This is a genomic window from Noviherbaspirillum phoenicis, from assembly GCF_047237965.1.
Classification (GTDB): domain Bacteria; phylum Pseudomonadota; class Gammaproteobacteria; order Burkholderiales; family Burkholderiaceae_D; genus Noviherbaspirillum_A.
The window spans coordinates 4,090,662-4,113,332 of the sequence record NZ_JBDFLX010000001.1 but is presented as its reverse complement, the minus strand read 5'-3'; the positions used below and the strand labels follow the sequence as shown (position 1 = coordinate 4,113,332).

Below are 22,671 nucleotides of genomic sequence, written 5' to 3'. Positions count from 1 at the left end.
GATGAACCCGACAATCGCAAATCAAAGCATGGGACTGGCCCACTACTGGGCGCAAGGCGACGCGGTATCGCACGCGGTCGCCTATGTGCTGCTGGCCATGTCCATCGTCAGCTGGTACTACATCCTGGCCAAGGCCTGGAGTTCCTGGCGCATCCGGCGCAGCGCCGGCGCGCTGGAAGGCTTCTGGAAGGCGCCGACCCTGGCCGACGCCGTCGCGGTGATGAAAAGCGCCGACAGCGAGCGGGTCTACACGCCGCTGGCGGCGCAGAGCATGGAAGCGGCCAACCTGCGTGCCCAGGACAACTCGCTGAATGCGGCGGTCGATCCGGGCGAGCTGATCACCCGCACGCTGCGCCAGGAAATCAACCGGGTTTCCTCCCGGCTGGAAAACGGCCTGACGCTCCTGGCATCGGTCGGATCAACCGCCCCCTTCGTCGGCCTGTTCGGCACGGTATGGGGCATCTATCATGCGCTGATAGCGGTCTCGGCATCGGGCACGGTGCAGATCGACAAGGTGGCCGGGCCGGTCGGCGAGGCGCTGATCATGACCGCGCTGGGGCTGGTGGTGGCCATTCCCGCGGTGCTGGCCTATAACGCCTTCACCCGCGTCAACCGGGTCACGCTGGCGGAACTCGATGCGTTTGCGCACGATCTGCATGCGTACCTGACCACCGGCAGCCGCGTCGGCAAATAAGCAGGAGGAACATCATGGCATTTGGCGGATTCGACAATAACCGGCAGGGCGCGCCGATGGCCGACATCAACGTCACACCGATGGTGGACGTGATGCTGGTGCTGCTGGTGATCTTCATCATCACCGCGCCGCTGTTTACCCACGCGGTCAAGCTCGACCTGCCGAGCGCGCAGTCGGCGCCGGCGCCGGAAAAGCCGGAAACCGTGACGCTGTCGATCAATGCGGCCGGCGAGGTATTCTGGAACGACGCGCCGGTCGCCCAGGCCGACCTGCCGGCGCGCATGGCCGAAGCGGCGCAGAAACAGCCGCAACCGGAACTGCAGCTGCGCGCCGACAAGTCGACCCGCTATGAAGTGATTGCCCAGGTGATGGCGGCGGCGCAGAACAATGGCCTGAGCAAGCTGGGCTTCGTCACCGAACCCGCGGCTGCCGCCGCTGCGCCGGCGCGTCAATAGCATGACGGCCAGCGCCCGCCTGGACGGCCGCCAGCTGACCGGCATGCCGGCGCTGCACCGCGAATGCCGGCGCGAATTCGGCCTGCCCGACTTCTACGGCAACAATCTCAGCGCCCTGATCGACTGCCTCTCCGGCGTGCGCGACGACGACGGCATGAGCCGTTTCGCGCTGGCGCCGGGCGAGCTGCTCGACATCACCGTCACCGATGCCGACCTGGTGAGGCGGCAGGCGCCCGAGGTGCTGGCCGCGCTGGAAGACGTGGTGGAGGAAGTCAACCTGCGCCATGCCGAGGCCGGCGCGGCGCCGGCATTGCGGCTGCTGCTGCGCTGACGCCCGCCCGGGCGCAAGCGGCGGCGACGCCACTTGCGGTGGGCAGCCAGTATAATGCTCGGTTCAATTCAACCAGTCCCACCACCGAATCGCAGCCGCCATGCAAGAAAAATACAGTCACGCCGAGGTCGAACAATCCGCACGCGACCACTGGCAAGCCATCGATGCCTACCGCGCCGTTGAAAACGCAACCGACCGCAACGGCCAGGAAAAGAAGAAGTTCTACGCCTGCTCGATGCTGCCCTACCCGTCCGGCAAGCTGCACATGGGCCATGTGCGCAACTACACCATCAACGACGTGATGTACCGCTACCTGCGCATGAACGGCTACAACGTCCTGATGCCCATGGGCTGGGACGCGTTCGGCATGCCGGCGGAAAACGCGGCAATGGCCAACAAGGTGCCGCCGGCGCAATGGACCTATTCCAACATCGCCCACATGAAGCAGCAGATGGAAGCGATGGGCCTGGCGATCGACTGGTCGCGCGAGATGACGGCCTGCAAGCCCGACTACTACAAGTGGAACCAGTGGATGTTCCTGAAGATGCTGGAGAAAGGCATCATCTACAAGAAGACCGGCACCGTGAACTGGGACCCGGTCGACCAGACCGTGCTGGCCAACGAGCAGGTGATCGACGGCCGCGGCTGGCGCTCGGGCGCGCTGATCGAGAAGCGCGAAATCCCGATGTACTACGCCCGCATCACCGACTATGCCGAGGAACTGCTGCAGCAGGTGGAAACAGGCCTGCCCGGCTGGCCGGAGCGGGTGCGCATCATGCAGTCCAACTGGATCGGCAAGTCCACCGGCGTGCGCTTCGCCTTCCCCTACGACCTGACCGAGCCCGGCAGCAGCACCCATCCCCTGCCGCAGGACAGCGGCGGCTTCCCGCTGCAGGGCAAGCTGTGGGTGTTCACCACCCGCGCCGACACCATCAAGGGCGTGACCTTCTGCGCCATCGCGCCGGAGCATCCGATGGCGACCTTCGCCGCCCGCGAGAACCGCGAGCTGGCCGACTTCATCGCCGAATGCAAGCAGGGCAGCGTGATCGAAGCCGACATGGCGACGATGGAAAAGAAGGGCATGCCCACCGGCCTGTACGTCACCCATCCATTGACCGGCAAGCTGGTCGAAGTCTGGGTCGGCAACTATGTGCTCGTCACCTACGGCGACGGCGCGGTGATGGGCGTGCCGGCGCATGACGAGCGCGACTTCGCCTTCGCCAAGAAATACGTGCTGCCGATCGAGCAGGTGATCGCCATCGAGGGCAAGACCTTCTCCACCGAAACCTGGCATGACTGGTATGCCGACAAGGAAAACGGCCGCTGCATGAATTCCGGCAGGTATGACGGCATGGCCTACCAGGAAGCGGTGGACGCGATCGCCGCCGACCTGGCCGAGCGCGGCCTGGGCGAGAAGAAGGTGACCTACCGTCTGCGCGACTGGGGCATTTCGCGCCAGCGCTATTGGGGCACGCCGATTCCCATCATCCACTGCGCAAGCTGCGGCGACGTGCCGGTGCCGGAAAAGGACCTGCCTGTCGTGCTGCCGGAAGACTGCGTGCCGGATGGCAGCGGCAATCCGCTCAACAAGCATGAAGGCTTCCTGCATGTGGACTGCCCGCAGTGCGGCAAGCCGGCGCGGCGCGAGACCGACACCATGGACACCTTCGTCGATTCGTCCTGGTATTACATGCGCTATTGCTCGCCGGGCAGCGACAACGCGATGGTGGATGCGCGCAACGACTACTGGATGCCGATGGACCAGTACATCGGCGGCATCGAGCATGCGGTGCTGCACCTGCTGTATGCCCGCTTCTGGACCAAGGTGATGCGCGACTTCGGCCTGGTGAAGTTTGACGAGCCCTTCACCAAGCTGCTCACGCAGGGCATGGTGCTGAACGAAACCTATTACCGCGAGGACGAGTCCGGCAAGAAGGTCTGGTTCAACCCGGCGGACGTGGCGCTGACCACCGACGAGCGCGGCCGGCCGGTGTCGGCCACGCTGAAGTCGGACGGCCAGCCGGTGCAGATCGGCGGCATCGAGAAGATGTCCAAGTCCAAGAACAACGGCATCGACCCGCAGGCGCAGATCGACCAGTACGGCGCCGACACCGCGCGCCTGTTCACCATGTTCGCCTCGCCGCCGGAGCAGACGCTGGAGTGGTCGGGAGCCGGCGTGGAAGGCGCGAACCGCTTCCTGAAGCGGGTCTGGGCCTTCGCCCATGCGCAGGCCCCGCGCCTGGCGGCCACCGCCGCGATCGAGCCGGCCGCGCTGCCGGAAAGCCACAAGGCGCTGCGCCGCGAAGTTCACAAGATCCTGCAGCAGGCCGACCACGACTACCGCCGCACCCAGTACAACACCGTGGTGTCGGCGGCGATGAAACTGCTCAATACGCTGGAAGGCGCGCGCTTCGACGACTCCGGCGCCAGCAACGCGGTGATGTTCGAATGCCTGTCGATCTTCCTGCGGGTGCTCTATCCGGTCGCGCCGCACGTCACCCATGTGCTGTGGCAGGAGCTGGGCTATGCCGCCAGCTTCGGCGATATCCTCGATGCGCCCTGGCCGCAGGTCGATCCGGCGGCACTGGAGCAGGCCGACATCGAACTGATGATCCAGGTCAACGGCAAGCTGCGCGGCAGCGTGCGGGTGCCCAAGGATGCCGACAAGGCCAGCATCGAGGCGGCGGCGCTGGCGACCGAGAGCGTGCAGAAATTCCTGACCGGCGCGCCGAAGAAGGTGATCGTGGTGCCGGGCAAGCTGGTCAACATCGTCGCCTGAGCGATCAAGGAAATGGAACGCCATGCGTAAATTGTTGAGCACGACCCTGCTGGCGCTGGCAGTGATGCTGGCGCTGAGCGCCTGCGGCTTCACGCTGCGCGGCAGCGGGCCGCAGGACCCGCTGCCCTTCTCCACCATCTTCCTGGGCTTTGGCGAAACCTCGCCGGTGGGCGTGCAACTGCGGCGCAACCTCAACGCGATGGGCAATGTGCGGGTGGTGAAGACGCGCGAGGAAGCCGACGCGATACTGGAAGTCCTGCGTGAAGGCCGGGAAAAGCAGATCCTGTCCCTGAACAGCCAGGGCCGGGTGCGGGAGTACAACCTGTTCTACCGGCTCAACTTCCGCGTGATCGACAAAGAGGGCCGGCAGCTGCTGGCGCCGAACGAAGTGCTGATCCGCCGCGTGCAAAGCTATAACGAGGCCCAGGCGCTGGCCAAGGAAGTCGAGGAAGCCCAGATGTACCAGGAAATGCAGACCGACCTGGTGCAGCAGGTGCTGCGCCGCATTTCCGCAATCAAGCCGCTGGAGCCGGCCCCGGAAGCGGCCCCGGCGCCGGCCCCGGCTTCCAAGTAGGCCGATACCATGCAATTGCGCATCGACGCGCTGGACGCGCATCTGGCCAAGAGCCTGTCGCCGCTGTATGTGATCGCCAGCGACGAGCATCTGCTTGCGCTGGAGGCGGCCGACAAGATACGCAAATGCGCCCGTGCCCAGGGCTATGCCGAGCGCGAGGTGCTGAGCGTGGAGCGCAGCTTCAAGTGGGGCGAACTGCTGGCCGCCAGCCAGTCGCAGTCCCTGTTCGGCGAGCGCAAGCTGATCGAACTGCGCATTCCCACCGGCAAACCGGGCAAGGACGGCGGCCAGGCGCTGCAGGCCTATGCCGCCGCGCTCAACCCGGACAATGTGACGCTGATCACCCTGCCCAAGCTGGACTGGGCGAGCCAGAAAGCGGCCTGGGTGACCAGCCTGCAGCAGGCAGGCGTGTTCATCGACATCCCGCTGGTGGACCGGGCCCAGTTGCCCAACTGGATAAGCCAGCGCCTGGCGGCGCAGCAGCAGAGCGCCGACCGCGACGGCATTGCCTTCATCGTCGAACGGGTCGAAGGCAATCTGCTGGCGGCGCACCAGGAACTGCAGAAGCTGGCGCTGCTGCATCCGCCCGGCAAGCTCAGCTTCGAGGCCATCCACGACGCGGTGCTGAACGTGGCGCGCTATGATGTGTTCAAGCTCAGCGAGGCCATGCTGGCCGGCGACGCGGCGCGCCTGGTGCGCATGCTGGAGGGTTTGAAGGGCGAAGGAGAGGCGCTGCCGCTGGTGCTGTGGGCGGTGGCCGAGGAAATCCGCACCCTGCTCAAGCTGCAGACCGGCCTGTCGCAGGGACAGCCCATGGCGGCGCTGCTGAAGCAGCATCGCATCTGGGGACCGCGGGAACGGCTGGCTGAAGGCGCATTGCGGCGCCTGCCGCTGCCGCTCCTGCGGGAAGCATTGCAGGATGCGGCGCAGATCGACCGCATGGTCAAGGGCCTGCGCGCCAAGGCGTTTTCCGGCGACCCCTGGGACGCGCTCCTGCAACTGGGACTGAAGCTGGCCCGCGGCCGCGCCCATTGACATGGCCGCACGCATTTGAAGAGGAAAGAAATGGATATCCAACAGTACATGAGTGAAGTCGGCCAGCGCGCCCGCGCCGCATCGCGCGGCATGGCCCGCGCCGACACCGCCGTCAAGAACCAGGCGCTGTCGCTGATCGCCGCCGCGATCCGGCGCGACGCCGAACAGCTGAAGGCAGCCAACCAGCGCGACCTGGAAGCCGCCCGCGCCGCCGGCCTGGCGCCGGCCATGCTGGACCGCCTGACGCTGTCGGACCAGGCGATTGCCACCATGGCCGAAGGCCTGGAGCAGATCGTCGCCCTGCCCGACCCGATCGGCGAAATCTCCAACATGAAGTTCCGCCCGACCGGCATCCAGGTCGGCCAGATGCGGGTGCCGCTGGGCGTGATCGGCATCATCTATGAAGCCCGTCCCAACGTGACGGTGGACGCCGCCGGCCTGTGCATCAAGAGCGGCAACGCCACCATCCTGCGCGGCGGCTCGGAAGCGATCCATTGCAACCAGGCGCTGGCCAAGCTGGTGAAGGAAGGCATGGCCGGCGCCGGCCTGCCGGCCGACGGCGTGCAGATCGTCGAGACCACCGACCGTGCCGCGGTCGGCGCGCTGATCACCATGCCGCAGTATGTGGACGTGATCGTGCCGCGCGGCGGCAAGGGCCTGATCGAACGGCTGATGCAGGAATCCACGGTGCCGATGATCAAGCACCTGGATGGCATCTGCCATGTCTACATCGACGACCAGGCCGACATCGAAAAGGCGTTGGCGATCGCCTTCAATGCCAAATGTCACCGCTACGGCACCTGCAACACCATGGAAACCCTGCTGGTGGCGCGCGAGATCGCGCCCGAGGCCTTGCTGCGCCTGGCCGCGCTGTACCGCACCCGCGAAGTGGAATTGCGCGCCGATGAAACCGCGCACACGCTGCTGGCCGGCTATCCGCACCTGGCGCACGCCACCGAAGCCGACTGGCAGACCGAATACCTGGCGCCCATCCTGGCAGTGAAGATCGTCGACGACATGGACGAGGCCATCGACCACATCAACACCTACTCCTCCAAGCACACCGACGCCATCGTCACCGAGAACTACAGCCGGGCGATGCGCTTCCTGCGCGAGGTCGATTCCGCCTCGGTGATGGTGAACGCATCGACCCGCTTCGCCGACGGCTTCGAGTACGGCCTGGGCGCGGAGATCGGCATCTCCAACGACAAGCTGCATGCCCGCGGCCCGGTCGGCCTGGAAGGCCTCACCTCGCTGAAGTACGTGGTGTTCGGCCACGGCGAAGTGCGCAAGTAAGCGCACCGATCAACTGAAGGAACACATACCGCATGCTCTGGGTCAAATCGCTGCACATCGTCTTCGTCGCCTCCTGGTTCGCCGGCCTGTTCTACCTGCCGCGAATTTTCGTCAACCTGGCCATGGTGGCGCCGGAAGACAGAACCACGACCGATCGCCTGCTGCTGATGGCGAGGAAGCTGTACCGCTTCTCCGGCATGCTGATGGTGGCGGCGCTGGCCTTCGGCCTGTGGCTGTGGCTGGGCTATGGCATCGGCCGCGGGCCGGGCAATGGCTGGCTGCATGCCAAGCTGGCGCTGGTGGTGCTGCTGATTGGCTATCACCACGCCTGCGGCTCGCTGCTGCGCAAGTTCGAAGGCGGCCGCAATGCGCGCAGCCATACCTGGTACCGCTGGTTCAATGAAGTCCCCGTGATCGGGCTGCTGGCCGTGACCATCCTGGTCGTGGTCAAACCCTTTTAAGAAACCGAGCCATCCATGACGCAAACCTGCACCTACTATCTCGCCCCGCCCTCGCCTTACGTCTATTTGGGCCACCAGCGCTTCGCCGACCTGGCGCGTCAATACCAGGTGCAAGTAGACGTGCGTCCATTCGACCTCGGCCGGGTGTTCGGCCTTTCCGGCGGCTTGCCGCTGGCCAAGCGGGCGCCGCAGCGCCAGGCCTACCGGCTGGTGGAACTGGAACGCTGGAGCCGTTATCTGGGCAAGCCGATGAACCTGCAGCCGCAGTTCTTCCCCGTCGCGGGCGACCCGGCGGCATTCCTGATCATCGCCGCCAAGCTGGCGCACGGCAACGAGGCCGCCATGGACCTGACCGGCCGCATCGGCAGCGCGGTGTGGGCCGAGCAGCGCAATATCGCCGATGACGCCACGCTGGCCGCGATTGCCGGCGAGGCCGGACTAGACGGCGCGGCCCTGATGAAAGCAGCCGCCACCGCCGCCGTGCAGGCCGAATACCAGCGCTACACCGACGACGCCATCGCCGCCAATGTATTTGGCGCGCCGTGGTATGTCGTCGACGGCGAGCCGTACTGGGGCCAGGACCGGCTCGACTTCGTCGAACGCGCCTTCCTCAGGGAATGACTTCACGTCATTCCCGGCCATAACCGCTACAACCGCCGCAACCGCTACAACCGGCATCACGGACATAGCAGCACAACAGCACCACCACGGACAAAGGGTACCCCATGAACCATTCCTATTTTTGCCCCTGCCCGCGCGGCATGGAAGCCGCTCTGGCGGAAGAACTCAACGAGATCGCGCAAGGCTATTCGCCCACGCTCAAGGTCCACACCCAGGTGCCGGGCGGCGTGCATTGCTCGGGCACGATGGCCGATGCGATGCGGGTCAACCTGCATTCACGCATCGCGTCCCGGGTATTGATGCGGGTGGCGCATGCCAGCTATCTCAATGAAAACGATGTCTACGACCTGGCGCTGGCCCAGCCCTGGGAAGACTGGTTCGAGGTGGACCATACGATCCGTATCGACGTCACCGCCATCAAGTCGCCGCTGAAGAGCCTGGAATTCACCACGCTGAAGATCAAGGACGCCGTCTGCGACCGTTTCCGCGACCTCTGCGGCAAGCGGCCGTCGGTCAACACCCGCACGCCCGACATGCGGGTGTTTGCCTTCATCGACGCGCGCACCGTCACGCTCTATCTCGACACCTCGGGCGAGGCGCTGTTCAAGCGCGGCTGGCGGCTCGACACCGGCGACGCGCCGCTGCGCGAGAACCTCGCGGCCGGCCTGCTGCGGGTATCGGGCTGGAAACCCGGCGAGGTGCTGTTCGATCCGATGTGCGGCTCCGGCACCATACTCGCCGAGGCGGCGCAGATGCTGGCCGGCATCCCGCCCGGCGCCCGCCGCGCCTTTGCATTCGAGAAGTTCAATCCCTTCAGCGCCGATGAATGGCGGCAGGTCAAGGGCAGCGTCAAGCCGCGGCCCCTGCCGGCCGAGCCGACCATTTTCGGCAGCGACATTTCCGGCGACATGGTGGCCATGGCGCGCGCCAACCTGCAGCGCGCCGGCATTCCGTTCGAGGTGCCGCTGAAGCAGATCGAGGCGCAGGAAGTCAAGCCGCCCAGCGAGGCGCCGGGTTTCATCGTCACCAATCCGCCCTACGGCGAGCGGATCGGCGTGCGCGGCGACAGCACCATGCCGGAAGACGACATGGCGATTGCCTTCTTCAGCGCATTCGGCACCACGCTCAAGCAGCGCTTCGCCGGCTGGAAGGTGTTCCTGTTCACCGCCGACCTCGGCCTGCCCAGGCTGCTGCGCCTGAAGGAAGCGCGCAAGACGCCGTTCTTCAACGGCGCAATCGAATGCCGGCTGTTCCGCTTCGACATGGTCGCCGGCTTCAACCGGCGCGAGGAAGCCAAGCCGAAGTCCTGACGCCTGCCTGCATGCCGCCAGCCCGCATCGCGGCGACATGCGGTCCCGGCATCAGCTCGACGCGATGCCGACGGCGCCCTCGTCCGGCGTCCCCGCCACGCTGTCGCGCATGCGTTGCCCGAAGACCTCGACCATGCGCGCATTGAATGCCGGTATGTCCTCCGGCTTGCGGCTGCTGACCCAGTTGCCGTCCACCACCACTTCCTGATCCACCCAGTTGACGCCGGCCTTTTTCAGGTCCTGTTCCAGGTCCTGGTGGCTGGTCATGGTCTTGCCCTGCACCAGCCCGGCCGCGGCCAGCAGCCATGCGCCGTGGCAGATGACTGCAATCGGCTTGTCCTGCGCCGCGATGCCTTTCACGATCTTCTGCGCGAGCTCGTTGCTGCGTATCCGCGCCGAATTGACCTCGCCGCCGGGCAGCAGCACGGCATCGAAGTCTTGCGAATAGGCTTCGTCGAAGGTCAGGTCCACCGGGAACTGGTCGGCCGGCTGGTCATGATTCATGCCCTGCACCATGCCGCGCTTGTCGGAAATGATCTTGGTGATCGCGCCCTCGCTTTCCAGCGCGTCCCTGGGTTGCGTCAGCTCCACCTGCTCGAAGCCATCGGTAACGAGGATGGCGATGTGCAGTCCGTTGAGTGCCGGGTCCATGTGCTTCTCCTTCTGCTGAAATGGATGATCACTCGGAGGGAGTCAGCAGGCAGCAAAAAGTTCGGGCGACCGCAAGCCGCCTTGCGCAGACCGCCACGGAACGCGGCGCCGGGCTGGATGCAACAAGCAAACGCTCTCAGCGAGGCTTGAACGGCAACGGCAACAACGCAGGCGCCTGCTCCATTACCTTCACAAATGCGGCGGCTGCGCGCGGCACGCGCCGGCTCCCGGCATGCCGCCATTGCCGCTCTCCAATGCACTGCGCTATATTGTTTGAATCCTGACAACCCCCGCGCCCTCATGTCCACCCATGCCGGATTCGACTACGCCGCCTTGACCGACGCCGGCCGGGTGCGCGATCACAATGAAGATGCGGTTACGGTGCTGCCGGCTTGCGGACTGGTGGTGCTGGCCGATGGCATGGGTGGCTACGCGGCGGGGGAAGTGGCTAGCGATATCGCCGTGTCGGTGATCAAGGATGTGGTCGAGCAGCACTTCCGGCACCGGCCCATCGTTCCCGACGATCTGTGGCAAGTGCTGGTCGACGCGGTGCTGGAGGCCAATACCGCCATCATTGCCGCGGCGCTCGACGAGCCGGCTTACCGCGGCATGGGCGCCACGCTGGTTGCCGGCCTGTTTCATCAGGACAGGCTGGTCGTGGCGCATGCGGGCGACTCGCGGGCTTACCGGCTGCGCGATGGCCTGCTGAGCCTGATCACGCGCGACCATTCGGTGCTGCAGGAACGCATCGACAGCGGGCTGCTGACGGTGCAGGAGGCGCGCGGTTCGTCGATACGCAACCTGGTCACGCGAGCACTGGGCGTCGAGGCCGAACTCGCGGTGGAAGTGCATGAGCATGCGGTGGAGCGCGGCGACGTCTATCTGTTTTGCTCGGACGGCCTGAACGACATGCTGGACGATGAAGAGATTGCGCAAGTGCTGTTGCGGGCCGCCGGCACGCTGGCCGACGCCGGCGCGGCGCTGATCGATGCGGCCAATGCGGCCGGTGGCGCTGACAATATCTCTGTGGCGCTGGTGGGCGTCAATGAACTGCATTCCTGAGCGGGCGACGCGAAAGGCAAGGACGGCTTCCCGGCCCCGCCATCAGCACGCCCCAAAAAAAATCGCCCGCAAGGCGGGCGATTTGTTCAGCGATGCCGGATTCAGGCTGCTGCGCTATCGGTGACGGCGGAGACGGTCTGATTGGTCGCTGCCTGGACCGGCTTGACGAACTGGCCCGACAGATTGGCTGCCTGTGCCTGCATGGCTTCGCCGGTCTGCTTGGCAACCTTGTTGACCTGCTCATACACCGCATTGGCCGTGCCCATCATGGACTTGACCAGCGCCATGGCATCGGACGAACCGGCGGGCGAGGCTGCTGCGAACTGGTCGACGATGGCAGTGGCTGCGCGGCTGACTTCGGCGACCTGGGCTTCCGCGGTCTTGGAAAAAATCTGCTGCGTTTCGCTGAAGATCTCGCCCATGTAACGGGCGTAGGACGCAGCCTTCTCGGTATTGGGCTGGAACTGCGCCGTCACCAGTGCGAGGAATGCCTGCGGATCGCGCGCTGCGCTTGCCTGGGTCAGCACATTGCCGAAGTCCTGGGCGGATGCCTTCATTGCCGCCAAGTTCAGCGTCGCCACTTTCTCGGCGCTTTCCAGCGCGCTGCCAGCCAGGGTCTGAAATGCGCTTGCCTGCGATTGCATCAGCGCCTTGCTCGAATTGAGGTACTGCTCGACATTGGGAAACATGCGGTTCTCCGAAATGATTCAGGATTGCGATTGATGGGTTGGGATGCATGCACTGCTTATATTGCAGTGCAACATAATGGATTTTACGCGAAAATCAGCGGTTTCAGGCATAAAATTCGTTGATCGAACCGGAATGTGCGCGATTAACTATTTCCGCCTAATTTCAAAAAAGAAATGTAATTCCTGTCAGGATTTTTTTGCGCGGCTGGCCTGCTTGCCCGAAGGCGCACCCTTTTGCATTGCCTGCACGCGGCTGGCCTTGACGGCCGCCTTGGGCACCAAGGCGGACTTGGCCAGCGTTTTTGCGTCCGGGGCGGCGGCAGCGGAGATCACCGGCGCGGCCTTGGCCACATTGTTGATGGCTTCGGTCACTTCCTGCACTGCCTGCGGCACTTCCGGTGCGGCTTTCGCTTCCGGCGAGGCTGCGGCAACGGGTTCGGCCTTGGCTTCAGCTTCCGCCCCGGCTTCGGCCGGAACGAGCGCTTCGACAGGCAACGCGGGTTCCGCTACGGCTGCGTCCATCGCTGCCGGCGGCACCACGCCCTGCAGATCCGGCGCGGCGGAAGGCGCAGCCGGCGTGTCGGTGGCGGCTTCCGCCAGGTTACGGGTTACCGGTGCGACCATCTTGCCGGCGATGCCGCGCAGTTGTTGCGCATAATCGGTCCAGACCTGCGGCACCGGGCGCATCGCGGTGGCGGCCAACTGAAGGAATTCGACGGGATTACTCGCCGCGAGCAGTTTCTGCACTGCGCCAGTCAGGGCCTCGGCGGACGCCTTGCCGGTGCGTACATTGAGCACGCCGATCTGACGGCCGATCTCAAGCAGGTTGCCGGCGATCCGACCCGCCTGAAGCATTTGGGAGTTCAGCTGCGCAAGCGCATCGTTCTTGAACTGTTCCTGTAGTGGATACATGGATTCCTCATGAAAAGAACATCGTAATGATTACGATTGCTGCTATGCAGCAAACCGAATTCTAGCCGACTATTGGCGCAATTCGCCGATTTCAATCAAAAATAGGCATGCATAAAGGCATGAATTATTGGAGGAAATATTTTTAAACGCCTGTTTCCAGCCAGTCTGCCCGCACGGCAATTGAACCCAAACCGTGCAATATGGTCAACACTGGATACGCAGCGCAACATTGCCGTCAGTCGAGCAATGTCGCGCCCCCCTTCAAAGGCGTCCCGATGCAGCCACCAGAAAATGGAAACCACAACGATTGCATGACCCGGCAATGATCACCCTGGATACCGACAAAGCCCCGCAGGGCAGCGCAGGCGTGGCCAGCGATGCCGCTCTGTCCAGCCTCGTCGGCCTGGCCCGTCTGTCACGCCTGACCCTGCTCTACCACGGTCCGGTCGGCAGCGACGGCGCTCGTGAACAGGCTGCCGCGCTGGCCCGTGCCGGCAGCGGCGACATTGCCGTGCTGTTCGACGCCGGCAGCGACATGCCGTTGCCGGACTTGCTCAGCGCCATCGAGGAAGCGGTGCTGGAAGCCCGGCCGCAGGCGCCGCTGGCGCCGCCGATGGCCGGGCCGGTGGAAGCGCTGCTGGCCTGGCAGCAGGCGCTGGACCTGCGCTTCCTGCTGGTCTTCTATCGATTCGATGTGGCGCTCGCCCAGCCCGACGCCGCATTCGAGGCGGAGCTGCTGCGCCTGGTGCGCGATCCGGCGCTGGACCTCAGCCTGCTGCTGATGATGGACGAGGCCGCCGCGCCGCTGCTGGAGCGCCTGCGCGCCGAACTTCCCGCCCTGGGAGAGGATTATCTGCGTCTGCCGGAACCGGCCGCGCCGTCTGCTCTGCGCGGCAGCGCGCCGATGGCTGAACCGGAGCAGGCCGTGCCTGCCACGCCGTTTGCAGCGCCGGCAACACCGCTGCAAGACGAACCAATGCCGGACATGCCGCCCGCATCGGCGCCGTCCACGCCGGACTGGCTGCAACGCCAGGAGCCGACCTTCACGCCTTTCGCCGCCGCACCCTTCTGGCCTGAGCCGGCGTCGGACCAGGAGGAAGACAGCGCACCCGCCACGACCGATGCGCCTGCCAGCCCGCAAGCGCCACGCCGGCGCCGCCCCTTTCCCTCGCTGCTGGAACAGGCGGCGCCGGACTTGTCATTCGATGCGGATGACGCAAGGACGGCGGACGAGCCGGCGGCGGCCGCGCCTGGCGCAAGAATGGAACCGGTATGGACCGCGACACAACAGGGCGCCGGGCCCGCCTATGACGAACCGCGGCCGTTGCCGCTGGCGGCATGGATGCACAAGCGGCAGGGACGGCGCCGCCGCACCACCATGGCGCTGGCCAGCGCGGCGGGCATGAGCGGCAGCATTCTCTTCTTCTTTATGCTCATGCTGGCGCTGCTCTGCTGGGAACTGCCGCAACTGCACTGAGCGCCGCCATGGCCGCCATGGGCCATTCACGATTGACGACTGCCTCAGGCCAGCAGGCCGGCCACCAGGTCGACCGGCCCCGGCCCGGCGCCATCGAAGCGCAGCGCCGCTTCCACATGATTGAGATGTTCCAGCATCAAGGCCGCCGCCTGCGCCGCATCGCCGGCCCTGGCCGCTTGCAGAAAGGCCACATGCTCGTCGGATGAGCAGGCGGCGTCGCGCACCGACTGGTAGAGCATGGTGATGAGCGAACTTCGCGCCACCAGTTCCTGCACGATTTCCGTCAGTACCGGGTTGCCCACCACCTGCGCCAGCAATACATGGAAGTCGCCCAGCAGCTGCGAGCGGGCCTTGGAATCGGGCCGGGCCACCGCCGCGCGCTCGTTCCTGATGTGCTTTTCCAGGCGCACATAATCCGCCGGCCTGGCCTTTTCCACGAATTGCGCCACCAGCGCCGCCTCGATGATGCGGCGCGCCGCGAACACGTCGCGCGCCTCGGCCTCGGTCGGCTGGCTGACGAAAGCGCCCTTGTCGGGCACGATGTTGATCAGCTTGTCCTTGGACAGGATCAAAAGCGCGGCCCGGATCTTGGTGCGGCTGACCGAATACACCCGCGACAGCGCCTCTTCGCGCAGCTTGGTGCCGGGCGGCAGCTTGCGCGCCGCGATCGCGGCGGCGATATCGTCCGCGATCGCGGCCGAACTGCGGGTGCTTGGCTTTTCTTCGGTGTCGGTGGTGGTCATGGTGAACGCGTGTGGCGGGCCTGTTTCATGCATGCCGCAATGGCCGTCACTATACCAGCCAGCCAGACCCGGCGCAGCCATCATGTACACTTTTTTTGTATACAATCTTTGCATCCGATACTATACTTCCACCGACTTGACCAAGGAGCGATCATGACTGCGGCAGCAGAATTCACCAACACCGGCGCGCTTGTGTTGCGCCACGCCGACCAACTGGCGCAGCACACCGAGACGCCGGGCATGCTGACCCGCACCTACCTGACGCCGGCGCACCATGCCGCCAGCGCGCTGCTGGCGCAATGGATGACCGAGGCCGGCATGACCGTCCGGCGCGACGCCGCCGGCAATGTGATCGGCCGCTATGAAGGCATGACGCCCGATGCGCCGGCGCTTCTGACCGGCTCTCATTTCGACACCGTGCGCAATGCCGGCAGCTATGACGGCAATCTCGGCATCATCCTACCGATCGCCTGCATCGCCGCCTGGCACCGCCAGGGCCGGCGCTTTCCGTTCGCCATCGAGGTGATCGGCTTCGCCGAGGAGGAAGGCGTGCGCTTCAAGGCCACGCTGCTGGGCAGCCGCGCCATTGCCGGCACCTTCGATCACAGCGTGCTGGAGCGGCGCGACGACACCGGCTTGAGCATGCGCGAGGCCATCGCCGCGGCCGGCTTCGATGCCGCCGCCCTGCCCGCCGCGGCCTATCGCCGCCAGGACGTGCTGGCCTTCGTCGAAGTGCATATCGAGCAGGGTCCGGTGCTGCTGGACGAGGGCTTGCCGGTGGGCGTGGTCACCGCGATTTCCGGGGCTTCCCGCTTCATGGTGCAGGCCACCGGCCTGGCCGGCCATGCCGGCACGGTGCCGATGGGCCTGCGCCGCGACGCCGCGATGGCCGCCGCCGAGATCGGCCTTTATATCGAGCGGCGCTGCTCCGGCACGCCAGGGCTGGTGGGCACCGTGGGCGTGCTGGAAGTGCCCAACGGCGCGGCCAATGTGGTGCCGGGCCGGGCCGTCTTCACCATCGACATCCGCGCCGAACAGGACGCGGTGCGGCAGGCCGCCGTGGCCGACGTGCTGCGCGAGATGCAGGCCATCGCCGCGCGTCGCAACGTCGGCCTCGACATCAACCAGACCCACGACGCGGCCAGCGTGCCCTGCGCACCCTGGCTGCAGGCGCAGCTGGAACGGGCGATCGCCGGCCTTGGCCTGCCGCTGCGCCACCTGCCTTCCGGCGCTGGCCATGACGCCATGGCGGTGGCCGCGCTGACCGACGTGGCGATGCTGTTCGTACGGTGCGGCAATGGCGGCATCAGCCACCATCCCGACGAGACCATGACCGCCGCCGACGCGCAGGCGGCAGCCGATGTATTCACCCGCTTCGTTGAAAGCTTTGTTCCGCAGCAGGCCGCGGCCTGATCCGTTACCTCTTACAGAAAGACTGGCATGACTGAATTACTGATCGATGGCTTCACCCTTTCCGCGCAACAGGTGCTGGCCGTGGCGCGCGACACCTCCATCAAGGTGGGCCTGGCGGACTCGTCGCGCGCGGCATTGAAGGAAAGCCGCGACTACATCGAAGCCAACTGGATGCATGACGAAGCGCCGATGATGTACAGCTTCAACACCGGCGTCGGCCTGCTGAAGGACACCCGCATCAGCGTCGACCATATCGAGCTGTTCCAGACCCAGATGATCCGCGCCCATGCGGCCGGCATGGGCGAGCCGTTTTCCGAGGAAGTCAGCCGCGCCACCATGCTGCTGCGCGCCAACGCCTTCGCCAGCAACTATTCCGCGCCGCGGGTAGAAGTGGTGGACCGCCTGCTGGACTTCGTCAACGCCGGCATCCATCCAGTGATGCCGCAGAAGGGCTCGGTCGGCGCATCCGGCGACCTGGCGCCGCTGGCCTACCTGGCCGCCGCGATCGCCGGCTTCGACGAAGCCGAAGTGATGTACCGCGGCCAGCGCATGCGCGCGCCGCAGGCCATTGCCGAAGCCGGACTGTCGCCGGTGAAGTTCGACCTGAAGGCCAAGGATGCGTCGGCGCTGATCAATGGCTGCACCGTGTCGCTGGCCGTGGCCGTGCTGGCCGCCGACGATGCGCGCAACCTGCTGTCCGACGCCTGCCTGTCGCTGGGCCTGACGCTGGAGGCGATGCGCGCCGAGATGGCGGGCTTCGACGAGCGCATCCACAAGGCGCGCCCGCATCCGGGCCAGATCAAGACCGCCGCCATCGTCAGGAAGCTGCTGGCCGGCTCCACCCGCGCCAGCCACGAGGCGCGCGCCGTGCAGTTACCGGATGAACTGCGCCGCACCGACATCGCCTACACGCCGCGCATCCAGGACGTGTATTCCCTACGCTGCGCGCCGCAGGTATATGGCCCGGTGTTCGATGCGCTGGACTACATCGACACCATCGTCGGCAACGAGATCAATGCCGCCACGGATAATCCGCTGATCTTCGGCAAGGATGGCGGCGGCTTCGAGATCATCTCCGGCGGCAACTTCCACGGCCAGTACCTGGCGCAGGCCATGGACCTGCTGGCGATGGCCGTAACCGACCTCGGCAGCATCTGCGAGCGCCGCATCGCGCGCCTGATCGACCCGACCCTGTCCTGGGGCCTGCCGCGCAACCTGATGACCGGCATCCGCGGCGTCAACACCGGCTATCCGGTGGTGCAATGCTCGATGAGCTCGCTGGTGATGGAGAACCGCACCCTGTGCATGCCCGGCAGCGTCGACAGCATCCCGTCCAAGGGCAACAGCGAAGACCACATCTCAAACTCCACCTGGTGCGCCCGCAAGGCCGCGACCGTGGTGGGCAATACCCGCTACATCGTCGGTGTGGAAATGCTGCTGGCCGCGCAGGCGCTGACCATGACCGAAGCGCTGTTGCCGGGCTTCGTGCTGGGCACCGGCACCCAGGCTGCCTACGACGAGGTACGACGCCAGATCCCGGCCTGCCTGGAAGGCGACCGCTGGTTCCATCACGATATCGAGGTGGCGCATTCGTTTGTGGCGAGTGGGTCGGTGCGGGCGGCGGTGGAGGCGAAGATAGGTAAGTTTGCCTAACGGCTGGTGATGGTGATGGTGAAGACGCCATCACCATTGCCGTTGCCGTTGCCGTTGCCGTTGCCGTTGCCGTTGCCGTTGCCGTTGCCGTTGCCGTTGCCGTTGCCGTTGCAGTACGCGCAGCGAAAGTTGCGGTTGCTTTTGACGTTGAAGTTGAAGTTGAAGTTGAAGTGGCAGTTGCCGTTGCGGTTGTTTTTGAAGTGGCCGTTGTAGTGAAGTCCCGTTGAGCGCGCCGTGTCAGCGGTGCCCGGAGCGGGAAAAGGTGCGGCGTCTGTCTGAGCCAAGCGCAGCTTGGCGAGTTTAGCCGCGCCCCGCTCCGGGTACCGCTGGCACGGGCACCCCGCGCAGCGGGGCGCGATCACCGGGTCGCCTTTTTTTGGTTACTTTTTTTGCTGGACTTTGTCCATTCAAGCGGCGTAACTGAGCGTATCAGTCAGGCGCAGAAACAAATCCGTCGGGATTTTTATCATGTCTGGTGGTTTTTCAGAGATCGCTAAATGATCGGCTTGCCACAGCCATCGCCGTACCATGGCAATGGTGTCGGAGAAGGTGGCGCACTCCTTGCGATACCAGGCTGCCTGACGAACCGTGATGACTTGTGATGTCAGCAGTTGACTTGCCAGCAACGTCACCACCGAGTACAGGCCCAGGATGGCGGGCGTAGCCCGGGCAATGGCGCGGTCAGACCATTGCCGCTGGGTTTGCACGCCCAGATGGGCACGTGCTTCTTCGAAGGTCACTTCGATCTGCCAGCGCTTGACGAACCAGTTCAGGATCTGCGGCGCACTGGCCTTCTGGTCGGTGCAGAGAAAGGCCTGGGTCTTGAGTTGCTTCATAGGGTCGCGTACCAGCACCCAGCGCAGGGGCACTGCCGGCGCGCCACCGTGGTACCACAGGGCGGTGCCGGTGGCCACGTCAAGCCGCTTGTGCGTGTGCCCGTACCAATAAGCCAGCGTGATGGCTTTCCATTGCGTATCTGCGGCATCCAGCACCTGCTGCAACTTCGGCAGTGCATGGCCGACGAGCCGTGGCCGCCCGCGCGTGCCGGGCACCCGCGCAGGCGCCGGTTCGTACAAGGCTGCATCGAGTCGCAGGCGCGTGACCATGGTCACGTCGCGCCGCACCGCGGCAAGCAGATGAAGCACCGAGAAGCTGTTGTCGGCCACAACCACGATGCGCCGATCGGGCAGCCAGCGATGCACCTGGCGCAGCATCTGACGGGCTCGGTCCGTCAGCGTGACCGGCTGGCGACGGCGGTTGGCGTAGTAGCGCGCCGAGGGCGTCAGAGCGCAACAGAAGGGCAAGGCCCAATGACGCTGTGCCCAGGGAATGGGCACCACCAGCATCAGGCAAAGCCATCGCAGGCCGCTGGTCTTGACGACATTGCTGTGGCTGGACCAGACCGGGTCGCGGTAGATGCCACGAGCGGCAATCCTGGCGCCGCGCCGGCGCTCGATGGTATCGTCCAGCGCCATGACCAGAGGGCCCAAGGGAGCGAAGGCGTCGATGAGTGCCATGAGCAAACGCCGGCTTGCCTGCAGGGTCGACCATGTGTTGCGATTGAGCACCCGATGGAAGCGTTGGAACTGTTGGTCTTCAGACAGGCCCATGACGCGCAGGATGGCCGTCACGGTGCGCGAACCCACAGCAAGGATGGCCCCCTTGATCAGGATCTGAACGGAGTGCCATACCCGCTTGGAAAACAGGGGACGGAATACTAAACTGCAATCGGTAAGCTCGGGGAACGATGGCATGATGCACCTCTCGTTGCGGAGTCGGTGCTTCATGGTAGAACTCTTCGGGCTTACCCGCTGTGGAAAAATGGACAAAGTCCAGTTTTTGGCGAAGCAAAAAAAGTGACCCGGCCGCCGGGACGGATTCCCGGCTTGTCTCCACGGTAGTGCAATCGTATTGCGTCACCCGGCAACGCCCGGGCAGCACTGTCGTAGTTGACGTTTAACGCGTTCGTTGAACATGGCTTAACGTCAAAAGCAACTGCTGCTTCGCAGTCACGCCTTACCCCTGGTGAAGCAAAACGCTTGCACTGTCGTCATGACCAGGCCGGGAGTTCGCCCCGGCAGGCGACCTACTTCTTTTGCTTCGCCAAAAGAAGTAGGCAAGAAAAGGCGACCCGGTGATCGCGCCCTCGCTGCGCGAGGGTCCCCGTGCCGTCGATGCATGGAGCGGGGCGCGGCTAAACTCGCCAAGCTGCGCTTGACTCAGACAGACGCCGCACCTTTTCCCGCTCCACGCATCGACGTCACGGCGCGCTCAACGGGACTAAAAGCAACGGCAACTGCGAAATGCAACGGCAACTTCAAAAACAGAAGCAACGTCAAAAACAACTGCAACTGCAACTGCAACTGCCCTTGCTCCTCTATGCGCTCTCCCGCGCCATCAGCGTAAACCCCAGATCGATCTGCCGGGCCACCGGCTCCTCCCCCTCGATCACGCTGCGCAACATGCGCGCCGCCTCGAACCCGATGCGGTAACGCGGCGTCGCGATGGTAGTAACCGATGGATTCATCCAGGCAGACAGCGGCAGGTCGTTGAAGCCGCAGATGGCCAATTCTTCCGGCACCGCGATGCCGCGCCGCTGGCACTGGTAGATCGCGCCATAGGCAAGGTCGTCGTTGCAGCAGAAGACCGCGTCGCAGTCGGGCGCCATTGCCAGCATGCGGCCCAGCAGCTCGGCGCCTAACGCTACCGTCGATGGGTCGGGCACCAGCAGCTCCCGCTTCGGGTCGTACAGGCCCGCCTGGCGCAGCGCGGCGCGATAGCCTTCGGCGCGCTTTAGGGTACGGTCGTCGAGCTGGGCGCCAATGAAGCCGATGCGGCGCCTGCCTTTCTTCACCAGGTGGCTGGTCATTGCGTAGCCGGCCTGATGCTGCGAAAAGCCCACCGCGAGCCGGCTCGGGTCGTCGGGAATGTCCATCATCGATACCACCGGCACGCTGGAGGCTTCCAGCATCTGGCGCACCTCGGCGCTCTGGGCCACGCCGGTCAGCAGCACGCCGTCGGGATTGGACTGCAGATGAATGCGCAGGAACTTGGCTTCCTCCGCATTGGAATAACGGGTATTGCCGATCAACATCTGGAAGCCGTCGGCATCCAGCGCATCCTGGATGCCGGCCAGGGTGTCGGTAAAGACTGCATTCGACAGCGACGGCACCAGCACCGAGATCACGTTCGAACGCGACGAAGCCAGGCTGCGCGCAGCCCGGTTCGGCACATAGCCCAGCGCGGCCACCGCCTCGTTGACCCGCAGCCGCAGCGCTTCCGACACCAGGGCGGGGTTGGAGATGGCGCGCGAGGCGGTCATCAGCGCCACGCCGGCATGCCGGGCCACGTCGGCCAGCGTCACGCGGCCGCTGGAGCGGCTGCGGGACGCCCGCTTTGCCGCCGCAAGCGGCCGGCCGGCGCTCTCCGGCGCGGCATCGGCCTGGGCTGACGACGCGCCGGAAACCAGCGCCGCTGGCTTACTTGCGGACCTTGGCAATTTCAGCCTGCAGTTCCTTGATCACGTCGGCGCCGCCTTCGGCTGCGAACTTGTCGAACGCCGGCTTGGCCTTCTCGCGCATGCGCGCCAGTTCGGTGTCGCTCACCACGCTGACCTGCATGCCCTTCTCCTTCAGGAAGTCGATGGCCTTGACCGACGCTTCGCGGCTGTCCTTGCGCTCGAAGTCGCGCGATGCCACCGCCGCTTCCTGGATCGCCTTGTGCTCGTCAGCCGACAGGCCATCCCACCACTTCTTGCTGGCCAGGACGATCCATGGGCTGTAGACGTGCTTGGTGATGGACAGGTACTTCTGCACTTCGTAGAACTTGCTCGACTGGATGGTGTTGACCGGGTTTTCCTGGCCGTCGACGGTCTTGGTCTCCAGCGCGGTGAACAGTTCCGAGAACGGCAGCGGCACGGCATTGGCGCCGAAGCTGTTGAACATGTCGATGTAGACCGGGTTCTGCATCACGCGCAGCTTGATGCCCTGCATGTCTTCCATCTTCGCGACCGGGCGCTTGGTGTTGGTCAGGTTGCGGAAACCGTTTTCCCAGTACACCAGGCCGACCAGCCCTTTTTCCTGCAGCTTGGCGGCCAGCTTCTGGCCGAACGGGCCGTCCAGCACCGCGTCGGCTTCCTTCTCGTTGTTGAACAGGAACGGCAGGTCATAGACGCCGAAGTCCTTGACGATGCCCACCAGGGTGGCGGTCGAGCCGACCATCATTTCCTGGGCGCCGCCAATCAGCGCGTTCTGCATCTGGGTGTCGCTGCCGAGGCTGGCATTGCCAAAGGGGCGCGCTTTCAGCTTGTTGCCGGTGCGCTTGGCCAGGTCGTCGGCGAAGAACTTCACCGCGCGGCCCTGGTTGCTGTCTTCCGCCAGGCCATAGCCGAAACGGATGATGCGCGGCTTGTAGTCGGCCGCCTGGGCGGCGCTGGCGGCGCCGGTCATGGCCAGTGCCAGGACGATGGATTTAACGAGAAACTTCATGACTCCTCCGGTTTTTTAAGTTGATTAA

22 protein-coding genes are annotated in these 22,671 nt (G+C 65.1%); 14 read left to right on the top strand and 8 right to left on the bottom strand.

Annotated features, from left to right (window positions below):
- Position 1 precedes the first annotated feature (1 nt).
- From ABC383_RS18380 to ABC383_RS18335, 10 genes are all read left to right on the top strand, one after another.
- A complete protein-coding gene (locus tag ABC383_RS18380; RefSeq protein WP_413015771.1) occupies positions 2 to 694 on the top strand; it encodes a MotA/TolQ/ExbB proton channel family protein in 693 nt (230 codons plus the stop codon).
- A 14-nt stretch (positions 695 to 708) separates the two neighbouring features.
- The gene (locus tag ABC383_RS18375) at positions 709 to 1,149 is read left to right on the top strand and encodes an ExbD/TolR family protein (protein WP_413015769.1); all 441 of its coding nucleotides are present in this window, start codon (positions 709 to 711) and stop codon (positions 1,147 to 1,149) included.
- A gap of 1 nt (position 1,150) precedes the next feature.
- A complete protein-coding gene (locus ABC383_RS18370; RefSeq protein ID WP_413015767.1) occupies positions 1,151 to 1,480 on the top strand; it encodes a barstar family protein in 330 nt (109 codons plus the stop codon).
- Between the two features lie 100 nt (positions 1,481 to 1,580).
- Entirely contained in the window at positions 1,581 to 4,259 is a 2,679-nt protein-coding gene (leuS, locus tag ABC383_RS18365) for a leucine--tRNA ligase (protein WP_413015765.1), read from the top strand.
- 22 nt (positions 4,260 to 4,281) lie between these two features.
- On the top strand, positions 4,282 to 4,833 hold the full coding sequence (locus ABC383_RS18360) for an LPS-assembly lipoprotein LptE (protein ID WP_413015763.1): 552 nt from the start codon (positions 4,282 to 4,284) through the stop codon (positions 4,831 to 4,833).
- Between the two features lie 9 nt (positions 4,834 to 4,842).
- A complete protein-coding gene (holA, locus tag ABC383_RS18355; RefSeq protein WP_413015762.1) occupies positions 4,843 to 5,868 on the top strand; it encodes a DNA polymerase III subunit delta in 1,026 nt (341 codons plus the stop codon).
- A 30-nt stretch (positions 5,869 to 5,898) separates the two neighbouring features.
- The gene (locus tag ABC383_RS18350) at positions 5,899 to 7,164 is read left to right on the top strand and encodes a glutamate-5-semialdehyde dehydrogenase (RefSeq protein ID WP_413015760.1); all 1,266 of its coding nucleotides are present in this window, start codon (positions 5,899 to 5,901) and stop codon (positions 7,162 to 7,164) included.
- A gap of 32 nt (positions 7,165 to 7,196) precedes the next feature.
- Positions 7,197 to 7,625, top strand: coding sequence for a CopD family protein (locus ABC383_RS18345; RefSeq protein ID WP_413015758.1), 429 nt, complete (start codon positions 7,197 to 7,199; stop codon positions 7,623 to 7,625).
- A gap of 15 nt (positions 7,626 to 7,640) precedes the next feature.
- Positions 7,641 to 8,246 carry a 2-hydroxychromene-2-carboxylate isomerase gene (locus tag ABC383_RS18340; protein ID WP_413015756.1) on the top strand — a complete coding sequence of 202 codons (606 nt, stop codon included), beginning with the start codon at positions 7,641 to 7,643 and terminating at the stop codon, positions 8,244 to 8,246.
- Positions 8,247 to 8,350: 104 nt separating this feature from the next.
- Positions 8,351 to 9,556, top strand: a complete 1,206-nt coding sequence (locus tag ABC383_RS18335) for a THUMP domain-containing class I SAM-dependent RNA methyltransferase (RefSeq protein WP_413015754.1) — start codon at positions 8,351 to 8,353, stop codon at positions 9,554 to 9,556.
- Positions 9,557 to 9,607: 51 nt separating this feature from the next.
- Here ABC383_RS18335 and ABC383_RS18330 read toward each other — a convergent pair whose 3' ends face one another.
- Positions 9,608 to 10,207 carry a type 1 glutamine amidotransferase domain-containing protein gene (locus ABC383_RS18330; protein ID WP_413015752.1) on the bottom strand — a complete coding sequence of 200 codons (600 nt, stop codon included), beginning with the start codon at positions 10,205 to 10,207 and terminating at the stop codon, positions 9,608 to 9,610.
- A gap of 300 nt (positions 10,208 to 10,507) precedes the next feature.
- On the opposite strand from ABC383_RS18330, the gene ABC383_RS18325 reads away from it, so the two are divergent.
- On the top strand, positions 10,508 to 11,269 hold the full coding sequence (locus ABC383_RS18325) for a PP2C family protein-serine/threonine phosphatase (protein WP_413015750.1): 762 nt from the start codon (positions 10,508 to 10,510) through the stop codon (positions 11,267 to 11,269).
- Between the two features lie 101 nt (positions 11,270 to 11,370).
- Here the strand turns inward: ABC383_RS18325 and phaP are convergent, their stop codons facing one another.
- Together phaP and ABC383_RS18315 are read right to left on the bottom strand one after the other, a co-directional pair.
- On the bottom strand, positions 11,371 to 11,958 hold the full coding sequence (phaP, locus tag ABC383_RS18320) for a TIGR01841 family phasin (RefSeq protein WP_413015748.1): 588 nt from the start codon (positions 11,956 to 11,958) through the stop codon (positions 11,371 to 11,373).
- Between the two features lie 186 nt (positions 11,959 to 12,144).
- Positions 12,145 to 12,870: a phasin family protein gene (locus tag ABC383_RS18315; RefSeq protein WP_413015746.1), complete on the bottom strand. Its 726-nt coding sequence runs from the start codon at positions 12,868 to 12,870 to the stop codon at positions 12,145 to 12,147.
- Between the two features lie 322 nt (positions 12,871 to 13,192).
- On the opposite strand from ABC383_RS18315, the gene ABC383_RS18310 reads away from it, so the two are divergent.
- Complete coding sequence (locus tag ABC383_RS18310) at positions 13,193 to 14,347, top strand: hypothetical protein (RefSeq protein ID WP_413015744.1); 1,155 nt, start codon at positions 13,193 to 13,195, stop codon at positions 14,345 to 14,347.
- Positions 14,348 to 14,391: 44 nt separating this feature from the next.
- On the opposite strand, the gene ABC383_RS18305 is transcribed toward ABC383_RS18310, so the two are convergent.
- The gene (locus ABC383_RS18305) at positions 14,392 to 15,090 is read right to left on the bottom strand and encodes a GntR family transcriptional regulator (RefSeq protein WP_413015742.1); all 699 of its coding nucleotides are present in this window, start codon (positions 15,088 to 15,090) and stop codon (positions 14,392 to 14,394) included.
- A gap of 153 nt (positions 15,091 to 15,243) precedes the next feature.
- Here ABC383_RS18305 and ABC383_RS18300 point away from each other — a divergent pair, with 153 nt between their 5' ends.
- Positions 15,244 to 16,503, top strand: coding sequence for an allantoate amidohydrolase (locus ABC383_RS18300; protein ID WP_413015740.1), 1,260 nt, complete (start codon positions 15,244 to 15,246; stop codon positions 16,501 to 16,503).
- 27 nt (positions 16,504 to 16,530) lie between these two features.
- The gene (locus ABC383_RS18295) at positions 16,531 to 18,156 is read left to right on the top strand and encodes an HAL/PAL/TAL family ammonia-lyase (RefSeq protein ID WP_413015739.1); all 1,626 of its coding nucleotides are present in this window, start codon (positions 16,531 to 16,533) and stop codon (positions 18,154 to 18,156) included.
- Here ABC383_RS18295 and ABC383_RS18290 read toward each other — a convergent pair.
- The 4 genes from ABC383_RS18290 to ABC383_RS18275 all read right to left on the bottom strand — a co-directional run bounded on the left by ABC383_RS18290 (position 18,153) and on the right by ABC383_RS18275 (position 22,643).
- Positions 18,153 to 18,518 carry a hypothetical protein gene (locus tag ABC383_RS18290; protein WP_413015737.1) on the bottom strand — a complete coding sequence of 122 codons (366 nt, stop codon included), beginning with the start codon at positions 18,516 to 18,518 and terminating at the stop codon, positions 18,153 to 18,155. The two genes, ABC383_RS18295 and ABC383_RS18290, sit on opposite strands and share 4 nt — an antisense overlap.
- 45 nt (positions 18,519 to 18,563) lie before the next feature.
- Positions 18,564 to 19,943 (bottom strand): IS701 family transposase, encoded by a 1,380-nt coding sequence (locus ABC383_RS18285; RefSeq protein WP_413012379.1) that lies wholly within the window; start codon positions 19,941 to 19,943, stop codon positions 18,564 to 18,566.
- A gap of 590 nt (positions 19,944 to 20,533) precedes the next feature.
- Positions 20,534 to 21,655: an HTH-type transcriptional regulator GntR gene (gene gntR, locus ABC383_RS18280; RefSeq protein WP_459564716.1), complete on the bottom strand. Its 1,122-nt coding sequence runs from the start codon at positions 21,653 to 21,655 to the stop codon at positions 20,534 to 20,536.
- Positions 21,636 to 22,643: a TRAP transporter substrate-binding protein gene (locus ABC383_RS18275; RefSeq protein ID WP_413015735.1), complete on the bottom strand. Its 1,008-nt coding sequence runs from the start codon at positions 22,641 to 22,643 to the stop codon at positions 21,636 to 21,638. The genes gntR and ABC383_RS18275 overlap by 20 nt, the downstream gene beginning before the upstream one ends.
- Between the last annotated feature and the right edge of the window lie 28 nt (positions 22,644 to 22,671).

What these genes read in the sequence shown, in the direction of transcription:
- ABC383_RS18380 (WP_413015771.1), top strand. Translation starts at nt 2, where the DNA reads ATGAACCCGACAATCGCAAATCAAAGCATGGGACTGGCCCACTACTGG.
- ABC383_RS18375 (WP_413015769.1), top strand. Translation starts at nt 709, where the DNA reads ATGGCATTTGGCGGATTCGACAATAACCGGCAGGGCGCGCCGATGGCC.
- ABC383_RS18370 (WP_413015767.1), top strand. Translation starts at nt 1,151, where the DNA reads ATGACGGCCAGCGCCCGCCTGGACGGCCGCCAGCTGACCGGCATGCCG.
- leuS (WP_413015765.1), top strand. Translation starts at nt 1,581, where the DNA reads ATGCAAGAAAAATACAGTCACGCCGAGGTCGAACAATCCGCACGCGAC.
- ABC383_RS18360 (WP_413015763.1), top strand. Translation starts at nt 4,282, where the DNA reads ATGCGTAAATTGTTGAGCACGACCCTGCTGGCGCTGGCAGTGATGCTG.
- holA (WP_413015762.1), top strand. Translation starts at nt 4,843, where the DNA reads ATGCAATTGCGCATCGACGCGCTGGACGCGCATCTGGCCAAGAGCCTG.
- ABC383_RS18350 (WP_413015760.1), top strand. Translation starts at nt 5,899, where the DNA reads ATGGATATCCAACAGTACATGAGTGAAGTCGGCCAGCGCGCCCGCGCC.
- ABC383_RS18345 (WP_413015758.1), top strand. Translation starts at nt 7,197, where the DNA reads ATGCTCTGGGTCAAATCGCTGCACATCGTCTTCGTCGCCTCCTGGTTC.
- ABC383_RS18340 (WP_413015756.1), top strand. Translation starts at nt 7,641, where the DNA reads ATGACGCAAACCTGCACCTACTATCTCGCCCCGCCCTCGCCTTACGTC.
- ABC383_RS18335 (WP_413015754.1), top strand. Translation starts at nt 8,351, where the DNA reads ATGAACCATTCCTATTTTTGCCCCTGCCCGCGCGGCATGGAAGCCGCT.
- ABC383_RS18330 (WP_413015752.1), bottom strand. Translation starts at nt 10,207, where the DNA reads ATGGACCCGGCACTCAACGGACTGCACATCGCCATCCTCGTTACCGAT.
- ABC383_RS18325 (WP_413015750.1), top strand. Translation starts at nt 10,508, where the DNA reads ATGTCCACCCATGCCGGATTCGACTACGCCGCCTTGACCGACGCCGGC.
- phaP (WP_413015748.1), bottom strand. Translation starts at nt 11,958, where the DNA reads ATGTTTCCCAATGTCGAGCAGTACCTCAATTCGAGCAAGGCGCTGATG.
- ABC383_RS18315 (WP_413015746.1), bottom strand. Translation starts at nt 12,870, where the DNA reads ATGTATCCACTACAGGAACAGTTCAAGAACGATGCGCTTGCGCAGCTG.
- ABC383_RS18310 (WP_413015744.1), top strand. Translation starts at nt 13,193, where the DNA reads ATGATCACCCTGGATACCGACAAAGCCCCGCAGGGCAGCGCAGGCGTG.
- ABC383_RS18305 (WP_413015742.1), bottom strand. Translation starts at nt 15,090, where the DNA reads ATGACCACCACCGACACCGAAGAAAAGCCAAGCACCCGCAGTTCGGCC.
- ABC383_RS18300 (WP_413015740.1), top strand. Translation starts at nt 15,244, where the DNA reads ATGACTGCGGCAGCAGAATTCACCAACACCGGCGCGCTTGTGTTGCGC.
- ABC383_RS18295 (WP_413015739.1), top strand. Translation starts at nt 16,531, where the DNA reads ATGACTGAATTACTGATCGATGGCTTCACCCTTTCCGCGCAACAGGTG.
- ABC383_RS18285 (WP_413012379.1), bottom strand. Translation starts at nt 19,943, where the DNA reads ATGAAGCACCGACTCCGCAACGAGAGGTGCATCATGCCATCGTTCCCC.
- ABC383_RS18275 (WP_413015735.1), bottom strand. Translation starts at nt 22,643, where the DNA reads ATGAAGTTTCTCGTTAAATCCATCGTCCTGGCACTGGCCATGACCGGC.